This window comes from candidate division WOR-3 bacterium (assembly GCA_039801085.1).
Lineage (GTDB): Bacteria > Hydrothermota > Tepidihabitantia > Tepidihabitantales > Tepidihabitantaceae > JAOABP01.
In genome coordinates, this window is sequence record JBDRTY010000004.1 from 41311 (window position 1) to 57896 (window position 16586).

General features: G+C 51.4%; 18 protein-coding genes. 13 read left to right on the forward strand and 5 right to left on the reverse strand.

Annotation, left to right across the window (positions count from 1 at the left end; all coding sequences use genetic code 11):
* Nucleotides 1-3: 3 nt before the first annotated feature.
* Genes ABIK48_07635 through ABIK48_07655 form a run of 5 tightly spaced genes read right to left on the reverse strand, consistent with a single transcriptional unit; the run spans nt 4 to nt 5655 of the window.
* Nucleotides 4-1104 carry an alanine--glyoxylate aminotransferase family protein gene (locus tag ABIK48_07635; protein ID MEO0022025.1) on the reverse strand — a complete coding sequence of 367 codons (1101 nt, stop codon included), beginning with the start codon at nt 1102-1104 and terminating at the stop codon, nt 4-6.
* Nucleotides 1094-2347 (reverse strand): phosphomethylpyrimidine synthase ThiC, encoded by a 1254-nt coding sequence (gene thiC, locus ABIK48_07640; protein MEO0022026.1) that lies wholly within the window; start codon nt 2345-2347, stop codon nt 1094-1096. The genes ABIK48_07635 and thiC overlap by 11 nt, the downstream gene beginning before the upstream one ends.
* Nucleotides 2337-3161, reverse strand: coding sequence for a regulatory iron-sulfur-containing complex subunit RicT (gene ricT, locus ABIK48_07645; GenBank protein ID MEO0022027.1), 825 nt, complete (start codon nt 3159-3161; stop codon nt 2337-2339). Before ricT ends, thiC begins: the two co-directional genes overlap by 11 nt.
* 56 nt (nt 3162-3217) lie before the next feature.
* A complete protein-coding gene (locus tag ABIK48_07650; GenBank protein ID MEO0022028.1) occupies nt 3218-4489 on the reverse strand; it encodes a GWxTD domain-containing protein in 1272 nt (423 codons plus the stop codon).
* 2 nt (nt 4490-4491) lie between these two features.
* Nucleotides 4492-5655 (reverse strand): GWxTD domain-containing protein, encoded by a 1164-nt coding sequence (locus ABIK48_07655; GenBank protein MEO0022029.1) that lies wholly within the window; start codon nt 5653-5655, stop codon nt 4492-4494.
* Nucleotides 5656-5798: 143 nt separating this feature from the next.
* On the opposite strand from ABIK48_07655, the gene glyS reads away from it, so the two are divergent.
* The 13 genes from glyS (at nt 5799) to ABIK48_07720 (ending at nt 16581) form a co-directional block, all read left to right on the forward strand.
* Complete coding sequence (glyS, locus tag ABIK48_07660) at nt 5799-7880, forward strand: glycine--tRNA ligase subunit beta (GenBank protein ID MEO0022030.1); 2082 nt, start codon at nt 5799-5801, stop codon at nt 7878-7880.
* Nucleotides 7881-7910: 30 nt separating this feature from the next.
* The gene (locus ABIK48_07665) at nt 7911-8396 is read left to right on the forward strand and encodes a DUF192 domain-containing protein (protein ID MEO0022031.1); all 486 of its coding nucleotides are present in this window, start codon (nt 7911-7913) and stop codon (nt 8394-8396) included.
* A 196-nt stretch (nt 8397-8592) separates the two neighbouring features.
* Nucleotides 8593-9921, forward strand: coding sequence for a tetratricopeptide repeat protein (locus tag ABIK48_07670; GenBank protein MEO0022032.1), 1329 nt, complete (start codon nt 8593-8595; stop codon nt 9919-9921).
* Nucleotides 9922-9953: 32 nt separating this feature from the next.
* Nucleotides 9954-10718, forward strand: coding sequence for a dihydroorotate dehydrogenase electron transfer subunit (locus tag ABIK48_07675; GenBank protein MEO0022033.1), 765 nt, complete (start codon nt 9954-9956; stop codon nt 10716-10718).
* Nucleotides 10715-11653, forward strand: coding sequence for a dihydroorotate dehydrogenase (locus ABIK48_07680; protein MEO0022034.1), 939 nt, complete (start codon nt 10715-10717; stop codon nt 11651-11653). The genes ABIK48_07675 and ABIK48_07680 overlap by 4 nt, the downstream gene beginning before the upstream one ends.
* Nucleotides 11613-12320, forward strand: coding sequence for an orotidine-5'-phosphate decarboxylase (gene pyrF, locus ABIK48_07685; protein MEO0022035.1), 708 nt, complete (start codon nt 11613-11615; stop codon nt 12318-12320). The genes ABIK48_07680 and pyrF overlap by 41 nt, the downstream gene beginning before the upstream one ends.
* Nucleotides 12321-12322: 2 nt before the next feature.
* A complete protein-coding gene (pyrE, locus tag ABIK48_07690) occupies nt 12323-12892 on the forward strand; it encodes an orotate phosphoribosyltransferase (GenBank protein ID MEO0022036.1) in 570 nt (189 codons plus the stop codon).
* A 108-nt stretch (nt 12893-13000) separates the two neighbouring features.
* The gene (locus tag ABIK48_07695; GenBank protein ID MEO0022037.1) at nt 13001-13501 is read left to right on the forward strand and encodes an OmpA family protein; all 501 of its coding nucleotides are present in this window, start codon (nt 13001-13003) and stop codon (nt 13499-13501) included.
* Between the two features lie 104 nt (nt 13502-13605).
* Nucleotides 13606-14277: a tol-pal system protein YbgF gene (gene ybgF, locus ABIK48_07700; protein MEO0022038.1), complete on the forward strand. Its 672-nt coding sequence runs from the start codon at nt 13606-13608 to the stop codon at nt 14275-14277.
* A gap of 10 nt (nt 14278-14287) precedes the next feature.
* Entirely contained in the window at nt 14288-15004 is a 717-nt protein-coding gene (locus tag ABIK48_07705) for a MotA/TolQ/ExbB proton channel family protein (protein MEO0022039.1), read from the forward strand.
* Nucleotides 14994-15413, forward strand: a complete 420-nt coding sequence (locus ABIK48_07710) for a biopolymer transporter ExbD (GenBank protein ID MEO0022040.1) — start codon at nt 14994-14996, stop codon at nt 15411-15413. The genes ABIK48_07705 and ABIK48_07710 overlap by 11 nt, the downstream gene beginning before the upstream one ends.
* 13 nt (nt 15414-15426) lie before the next feature.
* On the forward strand, nt 15427-16005 hold the full coding sequence (locus tag ABIK48_07715) for a TonB family protein (GenBank protein MEO0022041.1): 579 nt from the start codon (nt 15427-15429) through the stop codon (nt 16003-16005).
* 27 nt (nt 16006-16032) lie between these two features.
* Nucleotides 16033-16581 carry a LemA family protein gene (locus tag ABIK48_07720; protein ID MEO0022042.1) on the forward strand — a complete coding sequence of 183 codons (549 nt, stop codon included), beginning with the start codon at nt 16033-16035 and terminating at the stop codon, nt 16579-16581.
* Nucleotides 16582-16586 lie beyond the last annotated feature (5 nt).

Here is a 16586-nt window from a genome sequence, read left to right on the forward strand (position 1 = left end):
TAATTAAACGGTTTTGCGAGAAAACCGGCGACAGGCTTCGTCAAAGTATCGCAGAACCCTTGCCATTTCCGCTTTCGTAACCGGTGCCATATGGCCGATCCGCACAATCTTACCCCGCAACTCCGCCTGCCCATTCGAAAGAAGCACCTTCCGGACCTGTTTACAGTAATTAATAATTTTTGTTCCATCCACCCCTTCAGGCATCCGGATAACAGTCAAGGCATTGGAAGGACGCTGAGGAAACAGCGTATAACCTTTTTTCTCAAGCTCCCTGCGGACAAAAGAGGCCAATTCCGCCTTCTCCTGCCAGATTTTCTTAATTCCCCGCCGTGTCATCCGTGTCAGAGCGATATCCAGGGCATAAAAGAGTGAAATTGCCGGCGTCCATGGTGTCTGTCCCTTCTCGGCGAATTTCTTGTACTGCCTTAAATCGAAGTAATAACGGCTGTTTTTACATTTTTCCACCTGTGTCCACGCCTTCTCGCTCAGGGCGATAAAGGCAAGCCCTGGTGGACAGGCGAAACCCTTCTGTGACCCGCCGATTACCACATCCACATGCCAAGCGTCCATCTGCAGTTCATCCACCCCCAGTCCGGCGATGGCATCGACAATTAAAATTCGATTCAAGCGGTAGCAGATTTCCCCGAATGCCCTAATGTCGTTAGTGACCCCGGTGGAAGTTTCGGTCAGGGTTGCAAATACACACTTGGTAGCGTCATTGCTTTTCAACTTGCGTTCGAGCTCCTCGGGTGGAATCGCTTCCCCATAAGGCCGCGCCAGCTCATCGACATAGGCACCGAAACGGAAATTAATCTCCCGCCAGCGCTCGCCGAATTTACCGGCGTGAGTGACAATCACACGATCTCCCGGACTGACCAGATTGACGACTGCTGCCTCCATTGCTCCGGTCCCGGACGATGTCAGAACGTAAACCGGCTGATTGGTCAAAAAGATTTGTTGTAACCTCTTGACCACCGCCGTCAGCAGCTTTCCGAAGAGCTCCTCGCGGTGATACACCAGTTCCCGGTCCAGTGCCTTCAGATAGGCTTTGGGAACCGCAACCGGTCCCGGAGTCCAGAGTCTATATTGGGGTTTAATCACCATATAAAGTCTCCTTTGTTTTTTTAACCGCACAGAATTCTCCACACATCGTGCACACCCCTTTGGTGCGCGAAGGTTGAATTGAATAAATTCCTCGCGCCCGATCGGGGTCAATACAGGAGTTAATCATCGCATCCCAGTTAAGTTCCTTCCGGAAACGGGAAATCCGGTGATCCCATTCAATGGCACCGGGATGCTTCCGCGCAATATCAGCTGCATGCGCTGCAATCCGAGCAGCAATTACTCCTTCCCGCACGTCTTCAACATCTGGCAATCCAAGATGCTCTGATGGTGTGACATAGCAAAGAAAATCCGCACCGTACCAGGCAGCCAGTGCACCACCAATTGCCCCGTTAATGTGATCATAACCGCAGGCAACATCGGTCACAAGTGGTCCCAGCACATAAAATGGTGCCCGGTCACAAATCACCTTCTCCAGCCGGATATTTGCTTCAATCTGATCGAGAGGAATATGTCCTGGCCCCTCAACCATGACTGATACACCGGCAGCCCGCGCCCGCTGGACTAGCTCACCAATGGTTACCAGTTCGCGGATTTGAGCCTCATCGGTAGCGTCCGCCAACGCCCCCGGGCGCAGTCCATCTCCCAAAGATAGGGTAGCGGAGTAATCTTTAGCCAGATCCAGCAGTTCATCATAATATTCATACAACGGATTTTCCCGTCCCTGATAGCGCATCCACTCAACCATCATCACCCCACCCCGACTGACAATTCCGCATAACCTGGGGCGATCCCGGAGCGTTTCGATATTTTTACTCGTCACCCCGCAGTGCACGGTAATGAAATCGACTCCATCCTCCAGATGTTTTTCAATCACCCGGAAGATATCCCTGACCCGGGCTTCCCGGAAGCTCCGCCGGCGCTTTCTCATCTCCAATGCAACCTGATAAATCGGCACTGTTCCCACTGGTACCGTGGCATTCCTGAGCACCTCTCGGCGAATAACATCTACCTCTCCGCCGACCGACAGATCCATAACCGTGTCCGCACCGGCAGCAATTGCCACTCGCAGTTTTTCCAGCTCCAGTTCCACATCCACCCGGTCAGGTGATGTGCCGATATTAGCATTCACCTTGACCCTGGTTTTCTCTCCCACTGCCAACGGTCTGATGCGCCGCCGGCGGTTTTTCAGCAGAATAACCCATCCGGTCCGGATCAGATTCTTCAGCTCCCGCGGTGTTAAACCCTCGCTCTTTGCAACCTCTTTAATGATCTCATCCTTCAATTTGCAACTCCTCCAATGCCATGGTTTTTTCATTACCGTTATCATAACGAACTCTTAAACGCCGGGTCAGGGCATTAACTTCCACAACCACCCCCTCTCCCTCTGGCGTCTGGATACGATCACCAATATGGGGACAGCTGGCGATCAGATCTTGATAAACACCCTCCTCATAACTTAAACAGCAGAGCAGCTTTCCGCACAAACCGGATATTTTGTTTGGTTCCACAAACAGATGCTGCTGCCGCGCCATACGCAGAGTAATCGGCTTCAGCTCCCGCAAAAACTGCTGACAGCAGACTACCCGTCCACAGATGCCCAGCCCGCCGATAAGTCTGGTGTGGTCCCGGATCCCGATTTGCTTGATCGCTACGCGGGTATTGAGGACGGAGGCGACCGCTTTATGCAGCATGCGGAAATTCAGCTTCTCGTCGGCAACGAAATAAAAACAGATCTTCTTCCGATCCAGACGCCAGTGCGCACCGACAACCTGCATCTTCAGGTTATATTCATCGCGCAACCGTAAAAACAGCTCAAGCGCCTGACGGGTCTTTGCCTCCAGCTCGGTTTTCAATCTCATGTCCTCCTCCGTTGCCCGTCTCACCACAGTTCCCTCTGCCGTATACATACCAGCAGCTCGCTGCGCTACAATCCGACCAAGATCTTCTCCCTCTTCATCAGCAACAATCACCCATTCACCCGGGTGGAAATTGCCATCAGATGTAACTGCACACCAGTTTCTCTTAAAAAGGTTAAACTGCACCAAAACCATTTTCGGACTCTGCTTATCCCCCTGGCACCGATTCTCTGTTGCCATTACTGATCTCCAGTTATCCGGTATTGCCACCTGTGCCGCTTATCCCCATCCTGACACTAATGATACAGATCCTGCTCCTCGGTTGTTAGCAGATGTTCCAGTCCGGTCTTGGGCTCCTCCGGGCTGTTCGTCCATGCCAGACGATAATTGCCATCACCGTGGATATCAATAAAAATGAAAGTAAGCCCAAGCTGATAGTAAAACCAGTACTCCCGTGGTTTAACCTCCATCTCCATCGTTTTGCGTTCAATTGCATCAGGCTCCCCATACTTCACATATATTCTTCCCCGATCGGTTTTGATTCCCGGTGTCCGGGCAGTGGCAAACCTGCCCTCTACGGTCTCCATCCGCCGGACAAACTCGCTCAGATTATGCCGGGACCAGAACCAAGCGAGGTATGCCTCACGCCCTTCGGGGGAAAGACGGTTATAGTACTCCAACTCCCGAGGAGTGGCGATATACTGCAGCTCCTGATAATACCTCTGTTCGCGCGGTGTCAGCTGGAGATGATACCTCTCTGCTCTCGGCTGACTAGTAACCGCTTCTACCAGATTGAAAATCACCCGGTTTTGAACCGAAAACGGATGATCTACCACCTCTACCACCAGTTCATACGAACCCGGGTTAAGACTGTCAATGTTGATTTCCAGTGCCGTCGCACTGCGGCTGCCCGACTTGGGACGTTCGATCGGTGCTGAACGGACTATAGTATCATCCCCACCCCCGCTGACCATATAATAGCGCAACTCGTAACTTCTGGTCTGGGGATTAAGACCGTAGGTTTCAAAATAGGCGTAAAGCTTCTGATTGCGACCGGCAACAAACCGGCGCCCCGGATTTGGTATCACTGCCAATGCCTGAGTCTGTGAATCTGCCAAGAGTGCATTCCCCAGCTGAATCGAACTGAGCATCAGCCGATCGCCAAATTGTGGAACAGTAATGGTATCGGTAACGGTTCCAGCATGCATGGAATCGGCAACTGATGTTCGGACCTCATAACTACCGGCAGGTGCAATGACACTGAACTGATCAACAAATACCCGATGACTGACAATCGCCTCCTGGAAACTTCGTAGCCGTGCCCTTTTGATCAAAGTCCCCGATTCCGAAAACTGACGGTTGATGCCGTTAATGGAAAACTCAATCCGGAACGGTGCCACCAGCAGACTATCTACGGACTGAAAATTCAGCTCCCGGAAACCGATGCCGTAGTAAAACTCTATACGGACCGAATCGGCAGTGTGACGAAAGACTGCCCAGTCAAAGTCAAAATGCAGTGTATCACCGAAAGCCGCCCAAAACAGCACCAGGTTTACCATTACTATCATCACTACCTCCACAAGACAAATTCACCGGAACCGAAACGGTCAACAAAAATAAAAGTGAGATTGCGTTGATAATAGTACCATACTTCCTCAGCCGGCCGGTCTATTTCAAACGGCCGGGACTCAACCTGGTCTGGAGGCCCGTAGAGCACATAAATTTTTCCCCGGTCACTCCGGTAACCCAAATCCCCCCGGCTGAAGTTCTGCTCGCAGTATTCAATCCGGTTAAAATACTCCTGCTCCCGCTCATTGACCGCGGTTGAGGGATTCGGGTCTTTATCCTGCCAGAATTCCTTCCACGCGGACTGACGATCTGCCCGCACCGTCCGCTTTAACCTGCGAATCTCATCCTGAGAGGCAATATAGATCAGCTGTTCAACTCTGGCATTCCACGAACTGTCATCGTAGTAAAACGGCAGTTTAACCTCAAACTCTACTTCTCCATCCCCGTTACCGCTCAAAAGTCGGAATTCAGCGGTATATGTCCCGCTGCCCCAAAAACCGGAATCGGTTACCGGTAACCGTAACTCGGCAGTCAACCGGCCCGCATTAGGGCTTACGGCTGTCCGCACCCCATTCAACACCCGACTCCCCCTTTTAACCAGCCAGAGCACACTGTCCCCACAAGAAATTGCAGAACTGCCGGCAGGCACAAATTCTGCCTCAATTTCAATTGTATCATTCAGACCGTAAATCCGACTGGGGTTCGCCCGGCCGGATTTAAACAACCGTAAATGTCCCCCCCGTCCGTCCCCTTCAGGAATGAACCGGCTCACCGCCTGCCGCTCACTTAAACGGTCATACACACTCACCCGGACTGCGGCCGTCCCGCTGGGCAGAGAAAATCGAACTGCACCGCTGATGATCGAATCGGGATTCACCGTTGCGGAATAATCTGCCACCTGCACCTCATGTTCCCAGACATCTGCTGCCATCACCCGGCTGGACCGGTCCAGCGCTTCCATTGTCATCCGGTAACGGGCAGCAAAACCACTCCCGTTTCTTACAAACGTAAGTCCGGAATATGGAATTTCATAAAAAAAATCCATTACCCGTAAGCCACCGGTGTCCTCATAAACAGTATAATCGGCATTGATTTTAATATTTCCTTGGAATACGGGCAGCACAATGCCTGATATCAGTATCCACGGCAGCAGTAAAACAATCATTGTCCAGTCTTAAATTTTACCCCTAAGATCTTTAAAAGTCAAGGAGTTTATCCTGCTGTCCAGCCTCTGTTAGCCGCAACCGGTTTAATCCCGTCATTCCCCTCTAATTGACATCCAACTTAATCACAATATATTATAACACTGTGGCGATTCTACTCCTCGAAATTGGAACCGAAGAACTTCCGCCCGGTGTGGTGGAAAACGCCGCATTTGAACTCCGGCACCGGTTGCTGAACCTCTTAAGTGAAAATAACCTCCCGGTGGGAAGCGATCAGCTCTTCTGGACTCCAAGACGTTTAGCGGTAAGAATAAACGACCTGGCACTGACAAAACCGGCTGTTGAAGTTGAAATCCAGGGACCGCCGAAAAAAGCCGCCTTTGACGCTGACGGTAACCCCACAAAAACCGCCACCGGATTTGCCCGCAGCCACGGCAGATCAGTTGAAGACCTCTATGTGAAAACGACTGAGCGCGGGGAGTATGTATTTCTGAAAAAAACTCTGCCCCCGGTTCCCACCGAAGCAATACTCGGACAGGAACTTCCTTCTCTCATCAGCACCCTACCCTTCCCTAAAACCATGCGCTGGGATGACACTGGGATCCGCTTTTCCCGTCCGATCCGCTGGATATTATGCCTGCTGGATTCTTCTCCCATCCGGTTTACCCTCGGCAGCATTATGGCGGACCGCTATACCTTAGGCCATCGCAACTTCACATCCGAACCTCTGCCGGTATCAGCACCCCAGGACTATGAACAGCTGCTCCTTGAGCACAAGGTGATCGCCGACCCGAAACAGCGGGCAGCGTTCATTCAAGACCGTCTCCAGCTCCTTGCCTGCTCGGTAAACGGTCAGATAGTCGGCGACAAGGATCTGCTCGAGGAAACGCTCAACATCACCGAATACCCCGAACCGCTGCTCGGCACTTTCGATCCTGAATTTCTCAAACTTCCCCGCCCGGTACTCACTACCGCTCTGCGCATGCATCAACGCTGTTTCTCGATAGAGGACACCCAAGGTAACCTGCTTTCCTGTTTCATCGCGGTACTCAATACCCCGGACTGCGACACCGGACTCGTCCGCCGCTGGTACGAACAGGCAATTGAATCCCGTCTCCGAGACGCCCGTTTCTTTGTTGAAGCCGATCTGAAAACCGGGTTGGAACCGCTTGTAGAGCAAGAAAAAAATGTCACCTGGATTGAAGGCCTGGGCAGCTACTACGACAAGACCATGCGGCTGCTACAGATCTGTCACCATCTTGCGGAAACCGCGAGCATTCCTGCACCGGAAAAACTGGATCGTGCTGCCTATCTCTGTAAAGCCGACCTGTTAACCAATCTGGTCCGGGAAAAGGAGTTTACTGCACTTCAGGGAATTGTCGGTTCCATCTATGCCCGGCTTTTAGGTGAAGACCCGGTTGTTGCCCAGGCGATCGGCGAGCATTACCTTCCCAAAACCGCTGATGACCCTCTGCCCCGCTCTATTCCCGGTGCACTTCTCAGCATTGCCGACAAAATCGACAACATCTGCGCTACCTATCTTACCGGGAACATCCCGACCGGTTCTGAGGACCCCTTCGGTGTCCGGCGTCAGGCAACTGGCATACTGCGGATCATTCTCCATCATGGCCTGCCGGTAGCGATTGACCGGCTGATTGAAACCACGCTGAACTTCTTCGCAGCAAACAAAACTACGGAAATTGTGCGGCTGATTCTTTCCCTTTTCCAGGAAAGACTGAATGCCCTGTTGATCGAAAATGGCATCCCCTACGATGTGGCCAATGCGGTTCTCAGCACTGTCTGGCACACTCCCGCAGAAGCGCTGGCGCGGGCGCACAGCCTTGTGGAATTCAGCCACTCCCCGGACTTTGAAAAACTGATTACAGGGCAGAAAAGAGTTGTCAACATCCTGCGCGGTCAGACAGTTGCCGGACTCCCGGACCCGAACCTGTTGACAGAACCGGCTGAGAAGGAACTGTTCAATCAGGCAAAGACTATCGAACCCGAGCTCAACCGGTTAATCGAACAGCAGCACTACCACGCCGCCCTGCAGTTACTGCTGAACCTACGTCCGGCAATTGACCGGTTGTTTGACGATGTGCTCATTATGTGCCCGGACGAAAAAATCCGGACCAACCGCCTGAAACTCCTCCACTACCTCCGGTCGCTCTTTACCCGAATTGCCGACCTTTCAGAAATTGTGCTTGAGGGCATAAAACCGGCCTGAAACTTGGCAAATACCCTTAAAACTTCGTACGTGATAGTCACATTAACATTTTTTCTCCTTTCCCCGTTCTGCCACTGCGGGACAAAAAAACCGCAGGGGGCGCCCGAGGAAAAAAAGGAAGCGGTTCCCAGCCGTCCGACGGTGAAAATTTCCATTCGTAACCAGCAACTCACCGCAGAAATCGCCCGGACACTGGAAGAAAAGACACTGGGCCTGATGTTCCGCCATTACCTTGCACCAGATTCAGGAATGCTCTTTATATTTCAACATGACGAGACCCTCCGGTTCTGGATGAAAAACTGCTACATTCCCCTGTCAATTGCCTTCATCGACTCTGCCGGAATCATCACCGATATAATGGAAATGACCCCCTTGGATACAGTTACCCGCTACACATCCTCAAGACCGGCCCGTTATGCTCTTGAGACTGTTGCCGGCTGGTTTGCCTCCCACGGCATCCGACCAGGCGACACTGTCCGAATTACAGGCAACCTGCAGATTCAAAACCAACGGTAACCAATAAGTGCAAAACCGTGCACATATATCGAAGCATGCCTGATTTTTCTCATTAACATATTGTAACAATTACACTTAAACACACAGACCACAATCTTTCTCAATATCGGGGCATACCCCGGAGCTCACCCCGGTGTTATCTACTGGTGGATAATCGCTCCTTGACTCCCTCCTGTCTTATGCTAATCTTTACCTGATGCCAAGCGGCCGGAATTTGTGCCTGCCCCTGTTTCTATTTCTCGGAATCCTGTTAGCCGGTTGTGCCTACTTTAATACCTTCTATAATGCCCAGCAGTATTTCCGGGAGGGTATGAGGCTGAAATCGGAGGGAAACGCAGGTCAGGCACAGTCCAAATTTGACCGTTCAATTGAAAAATCAGCACTGGTGATCAACCATTATCCCCGGTCCCGCTGGGTTGATGATGCGCTCTATCTGATCGGCAGGGCTTATTTTGAAAAAGGTGAGTATGCCCGGGCTGTAAAATCATTTGAGCAGCTGGAACTTGTGTTCCCAAGATCAAGATATGTACCCGAGGCAAAACTCTATCACGCGGTCGCACTGATTCGCAACAATCAGCCAGGTGCCGGCAGAATGCTTCTTGAAATAGTAAAACAGCGCTATCCGATGCTGAAGGCAGCTGCAAGTTACCATGCGGCAGTTTATGAAATTGAGCAGGGGGATATTAAAGAGGGCATCGACTCACTGCTGAAGTTCATTAGAAAATTTCCTAAATCTCAGCATTATCTCCCGGCACTCCGTCTGCTGGCAGACGCCTGCCAGCAGACGGGCCGTTATGCTGAGGCGGTCGAATGGTATCAGCGGTATCAATTGCAGGAATCCAATCCCCGGAAACGAACTGAAGCTGGTGCCCGGCTTGCCCAATGCCTGCTTCTGGACAAAAAATATGCCGATGCGCTCAAAGCAGCCCGGGAGTTCCGGGGCCGATATCCGGATCTGGATGAAGAGTTGAATCTGATAATAGCCAAGGCTCTCTCTGCTCTGGGGCGGGATGAGGAGGCGGTCGCGGTTCTGGTCAACATTTCAAGCAGCAACACCCGGGGGGCAGAGGCAGCATTTCTCTTGGGCAAGTATTACGAACAGCGCCGGGAATTTGTCCGTGCCCGTGCATATTATGATACTGCCCGGCTGCGTCGGGCTGATTCTGAATGGGGTGTTATGGCTACCAAACGTGCCGCTCTTCTGCAGGCAATCACCTCGGAAACTACCAGCGTCAGCCCCTCGGCAACCGCCCTGTTTCTTTTGGCAGAAATTCACAACCTGAACCTGGCAGAATATGATTCGGCAATGACGATCTACCAGCGGGTCGCCGATTCATTTCCCCAGACCGAACTTGCACCCAAAGCCCTGCTGGCGAAAGCCTGGATCCTCCTCCGGGTAAAACAAGACTCTGCAAATGCGGTACCGGTGCTGAATCGTATCATCGCCAGTTATCCGAAAACCGAATATGCCCGGGCAGCCCAAGAATGGCTGGCGAAGATCACTTTAAAAGCTAAGCAGCAGTGACGACCGTTAAAGCAGGGAAATATTTTTTCAAGATGAATCCCGCTACCTCTATACCCGCCAGCATTATCAGAAAGACCAAACTCACCTCAGAAATCTTCTCTTTGTGGGTCAAACCGGAAAACTCCGGACCTGCTCCAGCCCCCGGCCAATTTTACGGAATAAAACCGCCTGACAATGCGGACCTGCTTCTGCGCCGGCCGATTTCTGTCGCCGACACAAAAAATGGCAAACTCCGATTCATAATCCGGATTGCTGGCAAGGGAACCGCAGCCCTTGTCCGACTCCCGGCCGGTGCCAAAATTGATATCCTCGGACCACTGGGCAGACCGGCACCACTCGTTTACAATAAAAATGTGTTACTGTGCGGTGGTGGGGTAGGCATCGCACCACTTTTTTACCTTGCTCGAATCCTCGCCCCCAGTAACCGGATTACAACGATCATCGGAGCCCGCCGGGCAGAGGACCTGATACTGGTAAAGGACTTCCGTGCGCTTGGTGCCCGGGTGCTGATCTCCACTGAAGACGGAAAAAGGGGCATAAAGGGGGTGCTGACCGACTTGGTTCCCCGTATTCTGGACAAAATACCCGAACCGGTAATCTACACCTGCGGTCCCCGGGAAATGCTCAAAAAGATTGATGAAATTGCCGGCAATCTGCCAGTCTGGGGGTTTCTGGAGGAACGGATGGGCTGTGGAACCGGTATCTGTTACTGCTGTGGTATCAGAAAGAAAACCGGCGGTTATCTGCGAATCTGCCGGGAGGGTCCGGTAGTGAACCTGAAAGAGGTTGATCTGTGAATCTGGAGGTAATACTCGCCGGAGTAAAATTCCGCAACCCGGTCATCGCTGCTTCGGGAACATTCGGCTTTGGTCTGGAATACCGGCAAATTGCCCAAAAACTTGGCGGCATTGTCACCAAGGCGATAACACTTCAACCCCGGACCGGTAACCCCATGCCCCGAATTGCCGAAGTCTGTGGAGGCATCGTCAATTCGGTCGGGCTGGAAAACCCGGGTGTTCAGCATTTTAAGACCGAAATTCTTCCCCACCTCCGGAATTTACAATCCCGGCTGATTGTCAATATTGCAGGCTCCAAAATCGATGAGTTCGTTCAGATTGCAGAAATGCTGGAAGAAGATCAGATTACCGCTTTGGAACTTAACCTTTCCTGTCCGAATGTCAGGGAGGGCGGTGCCCTTCTGGGGCAGAACCCAAAGATGGTTACAAACCTTATATCCGCGGTGCGCAAATGTACCCGTAAACTGCTGATAGTAAAACTTACAGCCAATTTCGTCGATCCGGCTGTGACCGCTCGCGCCGCCGAGGACAGCGGTGCTGATGCTGTTACTGTCATTAATACCCTGTTCGGTCTGGTTCTGGATGAAAATGGCCTACCGCTGCTGGGGGGCAGAACCGGCGGCATTTCTGGTCCGGCAATCAAACCATTCGCCCTGTTCTGCGTTGATCGGGTTGCAGCAGCAGTTAAAATTCCAGTAATTGGTTGCGGCGGAATTATGAACGGCCAAGATGCATACGAGTTTCTCTGTGCCGGGGCAAAAATGGTGCAGGTTGGCACCGCAAATTTGATCACCCCCAATCGCAGCTGGAAAATTGTCCGCGAGCTTGCAGCTATCTTTCGCTTGAAAAAAATCGGCTCAACTCAAAAAACCGCTGGGAAAGCGAGGTGTAAAAATGACCCGACTGATTCTGGCACTAAATGTTGCCGGAACTGACGAAGCGCGAAGATTACTTGAACTATTCGGCACCCGTATTGACCTCTATAAAATCGGTATCGATCTCTGGGTAAAATGCGGACCGGAACTCGTCCGCGAATTCATCGCCGCCGGCGCCGGGGTATTTCTTGACCTGAAATTCTCCGACATCCCTTCAGTAGTAGAAAAGGCGGTCAGCGCGGCAACCGAACTTGGTGTTCAGATGATGACCGTGCACGCCATGGGCGGGGCGGAAATGATGCTTGCCGCTACCCGCGCTGCCCGAGAAACTTCCGAACAGATCGGCAGACAGAAACCGCTGGTGATTGCGGTCACGGTTCTGACCAGCCTTGACCGCACCGCACTCACCCAGATTACCGGATTTTCCCAAGAGGTGGAAAACCGGGTGCTGGCGCTGGCAGAACTTGCCCAGAGTGTAGGCTGTGACGGAGTCGTAGCTTCTCCAAGAGAAATCCGCCCGCTGAAAAAAAGGTGCGGACCGAAATTCATTGTCGTAACTCCGGGAATTCGGCTAAAAAAGGAACCCGATGATGATCAGCAACGCTTCCTTACTCCTCAGGAAGCAGCACAGGCTGGCGCCGACTACATTGTGGTTGGCAGACCGGTTTACCAGGCGGCCGACCCTTTGACGGCACTTGAGCAAATCAGAGCCCAAATCGGGAGGTAAAAATGGAGAACGACCTAGGTACAATTTTGCGAAAATATGGTGTCCTTCGAACCGGCCACTTTCTTTTGACATCCGGACTGCATTCAGACCGGTATTTTGAAAAATTCCGCATCCTTGAACAACCTAGGCTGTGTGAACTGTTTGCGCGGTTGATTGCAGATCACTATCGCCCAGCCGGAGCCACGATCGTCTGCGGCCCGACTACCGGCGGGGCGATCATCGCCTACGAAGTTGCCCGCCAACTTGATACCCGCTGCATCATTGCTGAAAAATCGGAGACCGGCAGAAAAATCGGCCGCGGCTTTGTAGTCACTCCTGCTGATCGGATTCTCATTGTCGACGATGTTCTGACTACCGGAGGCTCAATTAGAGATACGATCGCCGCGTTACAGGCGACTGGTGCCGGCATTGTCGGTATCGGAGTATTCATCAACCGCAGTCGTGGGGGTTCGCTGCCCTATCCACTCTTCAGCGCCTACTCCGAACCACTCAATACCTATGAACCTCAACACTGTCCCCTCTGTCATAGAGGACTGCCGCTGGAAATCCCGGGCAGATCGGATAAAAACTGAACAGATTTAACTTGACAGAGAAATGGATATATTGTAAATTTATTTTAAATCAGTCGTTGTAATGCAATTATAAGTGTGCAGTTTTAAACAAGAGCAAAGGAGGAACAGATGAAAACAGCACTGAAACTCACTACCCTGCTGTTAGGTATCTTCCTCATTCTGGCTGTCGGCGGCTGCCCTAAAAAATGTGTTAAGCCGGTCGCCGAGGAACCGGTTGTTGTTGAACAGCCGAAGGAAGAATCAGTTGAAACAGCCCCCAAAGTCACTCTGAATCTGCAGACGATTTATTTTGACTTTGACAAATCGGAAATCCGGCCTGGCGATGCTCAGATTCTCCAGCGCAATGCTGACCAGATTAAACAGGCAGTCAATCAGGGACAGAAATTTACCGTTACGATTGAGGGGCACTGCTGTCCGATCGGGACTTCAGAATATAACATGGCGCTGGGTCAGCGCCGGGCAGAAGCGGCCAAGGCATATCTGGTGAAACTGGGTGTCGACGGCTCAATCCTCAACACCATTAGTTACGGTGAAGAACGGTTGGTTACAACAGATGAGGCTCAATATCATCTGAACCGGCGGTGTGAATTCAAGGTATCTGAAAAGTAACACTGATAAGATGCTTGATGACAGCCAGTAGGTCTTTGTATCCTGCCGTTATATCACTGGCGGCATCGGGCCTGCTGGCTGTCTTTCTTTTTCCGGGTTGCGCCGTGCAGCGCGAGTATGTCCGCCGTGGTCTGCTGCTGGATTCAATTAATGTCCAGCTCCGACGCATTGAGCAACAGCAGCAACTGCAGTACAAGGAACTTGTGCAATCCCGGGCTGAGGTGCTGACGCTGATTGAACAGCTGGGGAATAGAATCGGAGAAGTGGATGCGGAACTGGGAGATATGGAGGACCGGATTGAAAGGATTGGCCGGCGGTTAGGTGCCTGGCAGGGTACTCTGCTGGCAGATAGCCTAAACTCTCAACCCGCCATCACGAAGGTGGACAGCTCGGTAGCCCGCATCGACCCGGACGTGATTTACAACACCGCATATCTTGATTTCACCCGGACTAACTATCAGGTAGCAATTACCGGCTTCCGTCGGTTCATCCAGCTTTTTCCCTCAAGTGATCTTGCCGACAATGCCCAGTACTGGATCGGCGAATGCTTCTACTCATTAAATCAGTTAGACAGTGCCTTAACAGAATTTAACCGGGTCCGGGAAAAATATCCCAATGGTAACAAGGTGCCGGCTGCCCTTTATAAGATGGGACTGATCTACCAGCTGCTTGGTAAAGGTGCGCTGGCAAAGACTAAATTTGAAGAAATTGTTTCTGGATTTCCCGACAGTCCGGAGGCAAAACTGGCGCAGGAGCGCCTGAAAAACTGGCGCTGATTACTACCTGATGACAAACCAGAGTTTCTTTGCCCCGTTTCTCAATGCCGGTCTTTTTGCCGTGATCATCCTCAGCATTCTCTTGCTGATGTCGATCATTTCGTGGGCGATCTTCTTTCGCAAAATCCGCCAATTCCGCCGGGCACGTTCCCAAACCCGTGCCTTGCTGGAGAATTTCAATATCCGTCGTGAGTTAACCAGCCTTTCCGAGCTCTCAAAACTCTTTCCGGCATCGCCGCTCGTTCCGCTCCTGACCGCAGCCATTGAAGAATGGCAGGTTCTCAGGAACGAATTTTCCAACCACAACCGTGAAGACAATCTGAATCTGCTCGTACCAAACATCACTGAAGCTATGGAACGGGCAGCTTCCCGAACCCTTGAACAGCTTGAAAGTTCATTGCCATTTCTGGCAATCACCACCATGGTAGCACCTTTTCTCGGCCTGTTGGGTACGGTCCAGGGGGTACTGAGAACATTCCTTTCGCTGCGAGGCGCTCAGCTTCCGACTCTACAATTGATCGCACCGGGCATATCGGACGCACTGGTGACAACAGTAATGGGACTTTTGGTAGCAATACCTGCTGCTCTATTTTACAACTATTTTGTCGGACAGGCTAGAAATCTTGAGGGCGAAATGGACCGGTTTATATCTGAACTAACGGGGATTTTCCGCCTTGAGGCCTGCCGTGTATCTTCTCTCGAAAATCAGAATACCGATGCAAAATAAACGCACCCGTCAGCCTCGTCTTAAATTTCTTGCCGAAATGAACATTACTTCACTGGCTGATGTCAGTTTTACTCTGATGATCATCTTTCTGATCGCCGGTGTATCAACTGCTCTCAGCCGACAGCAGGGCATCGATCTCGAACTTCCCCGAACTTCCCGCCCTCAGCCCCAGCCGCAAGCAGGGCTGGTAATTTCTGTAAAAGCTGATGGTCAAATCTTCATCAACACCAAATCAGTCTCCCTTACCGGGTTCGGCAAGGCACTGGCAGCCACACTTGCCCAGAATGAATATCACCAGGTTTATCTTCACGCCGACCGCCGCGTCGACTACGGGACGATAATGGAGATTCTCGGTATCATCCGGGAACAGGGAATTACGAACATCGGCCTTACTGCGCTGCCAAAATAAACCATTCAGTCTGATGAAACGTGAGTTATTAATATCCTTTGCCGGTCATATCGGAATCCTAATTTTCTTCGGCATAGTCAGTGGCTTCCGGCAGCAACGCCGTGATTCACTGCGACCTTCAATAATTACAGTTCAGATCCTGCGTAGTCACGAACCGGCAACCGGAAAATCAGAGCCGGCAACGCAACTTCTGCAAACACCTCCCAAACCGGTGACATCAAAAAAGACGCCGGAAAAAGCGAAAAATACCCCTCCCCCGAAAACCGAAGTAATCCGGGGCGCGGGACTCGGTGCCAAAATTGAGGGAGTATCCGCCCTCGGATACAATTTTTATCTTCAGCAGATGCTGGAACGAATTGCCAGCAACTGGCAGGACCCTTATTCAGGCAGTGCAAGAAATATCAAAACAACCGTGGTTTTTGTTATTGAGCGCAGCGGACTTATTTCTGAGATTAAAATTGAAAACGGCTCGGGTGATCCCCTGTTTGACGAATCCTGTCTCCGGGCGGTGATCATCACAAAGAAATTGCCACCGCTTCCGGACGAATTCACTGCCCCACGGCTCAAAATCCATCTGGAATTTGAACGGTAAAAATGTATAAAAGAAGGGAGTAAGAATATGATCACAATAATAATTGCAATCATCGCAGGATTGCTGATTCTATTAGCAATCGGCAGCTACAATCTGCTGGTAAGCAGTCGGAACCGGGTTAAAAACGGCTGGCATCAGATTGATGTCCAGCTGAAACGCCGGATTGATCTCATCCCCAACCTTGTAGAAACAGTCAAAGCTTACGCTGCCCACGAGCGCGAGGTTTTTGAAAAAATTGCCGAAGCCAGAACCCAGGCAATTAACGCCCGCGGTCCCGGAGAGGCCGCCCGCGCCGACAGCCAGCTGACCTCTACACTGAAAACTCTCTTTGCGCTGGTCGAAAATTATCCGGACCTCAAGGCAAATCAGAACTTTATGCGGCTCCAGGAAGAACTCACTCATACTGAAAACAAAATTGCCTTTGCACGTCAGTTCTACAATGATGTCGTCCTGGACTACAACAACCGCGTTCAAATGTTCCCTACTAACATCATTGCCGCACTCTTCCGTTTCCAGCCTGCGGAATTTTATGAAATTCCTGAAACCGAAAGGGAAGTTCCCAAAGTTAATTTCTGAGACAT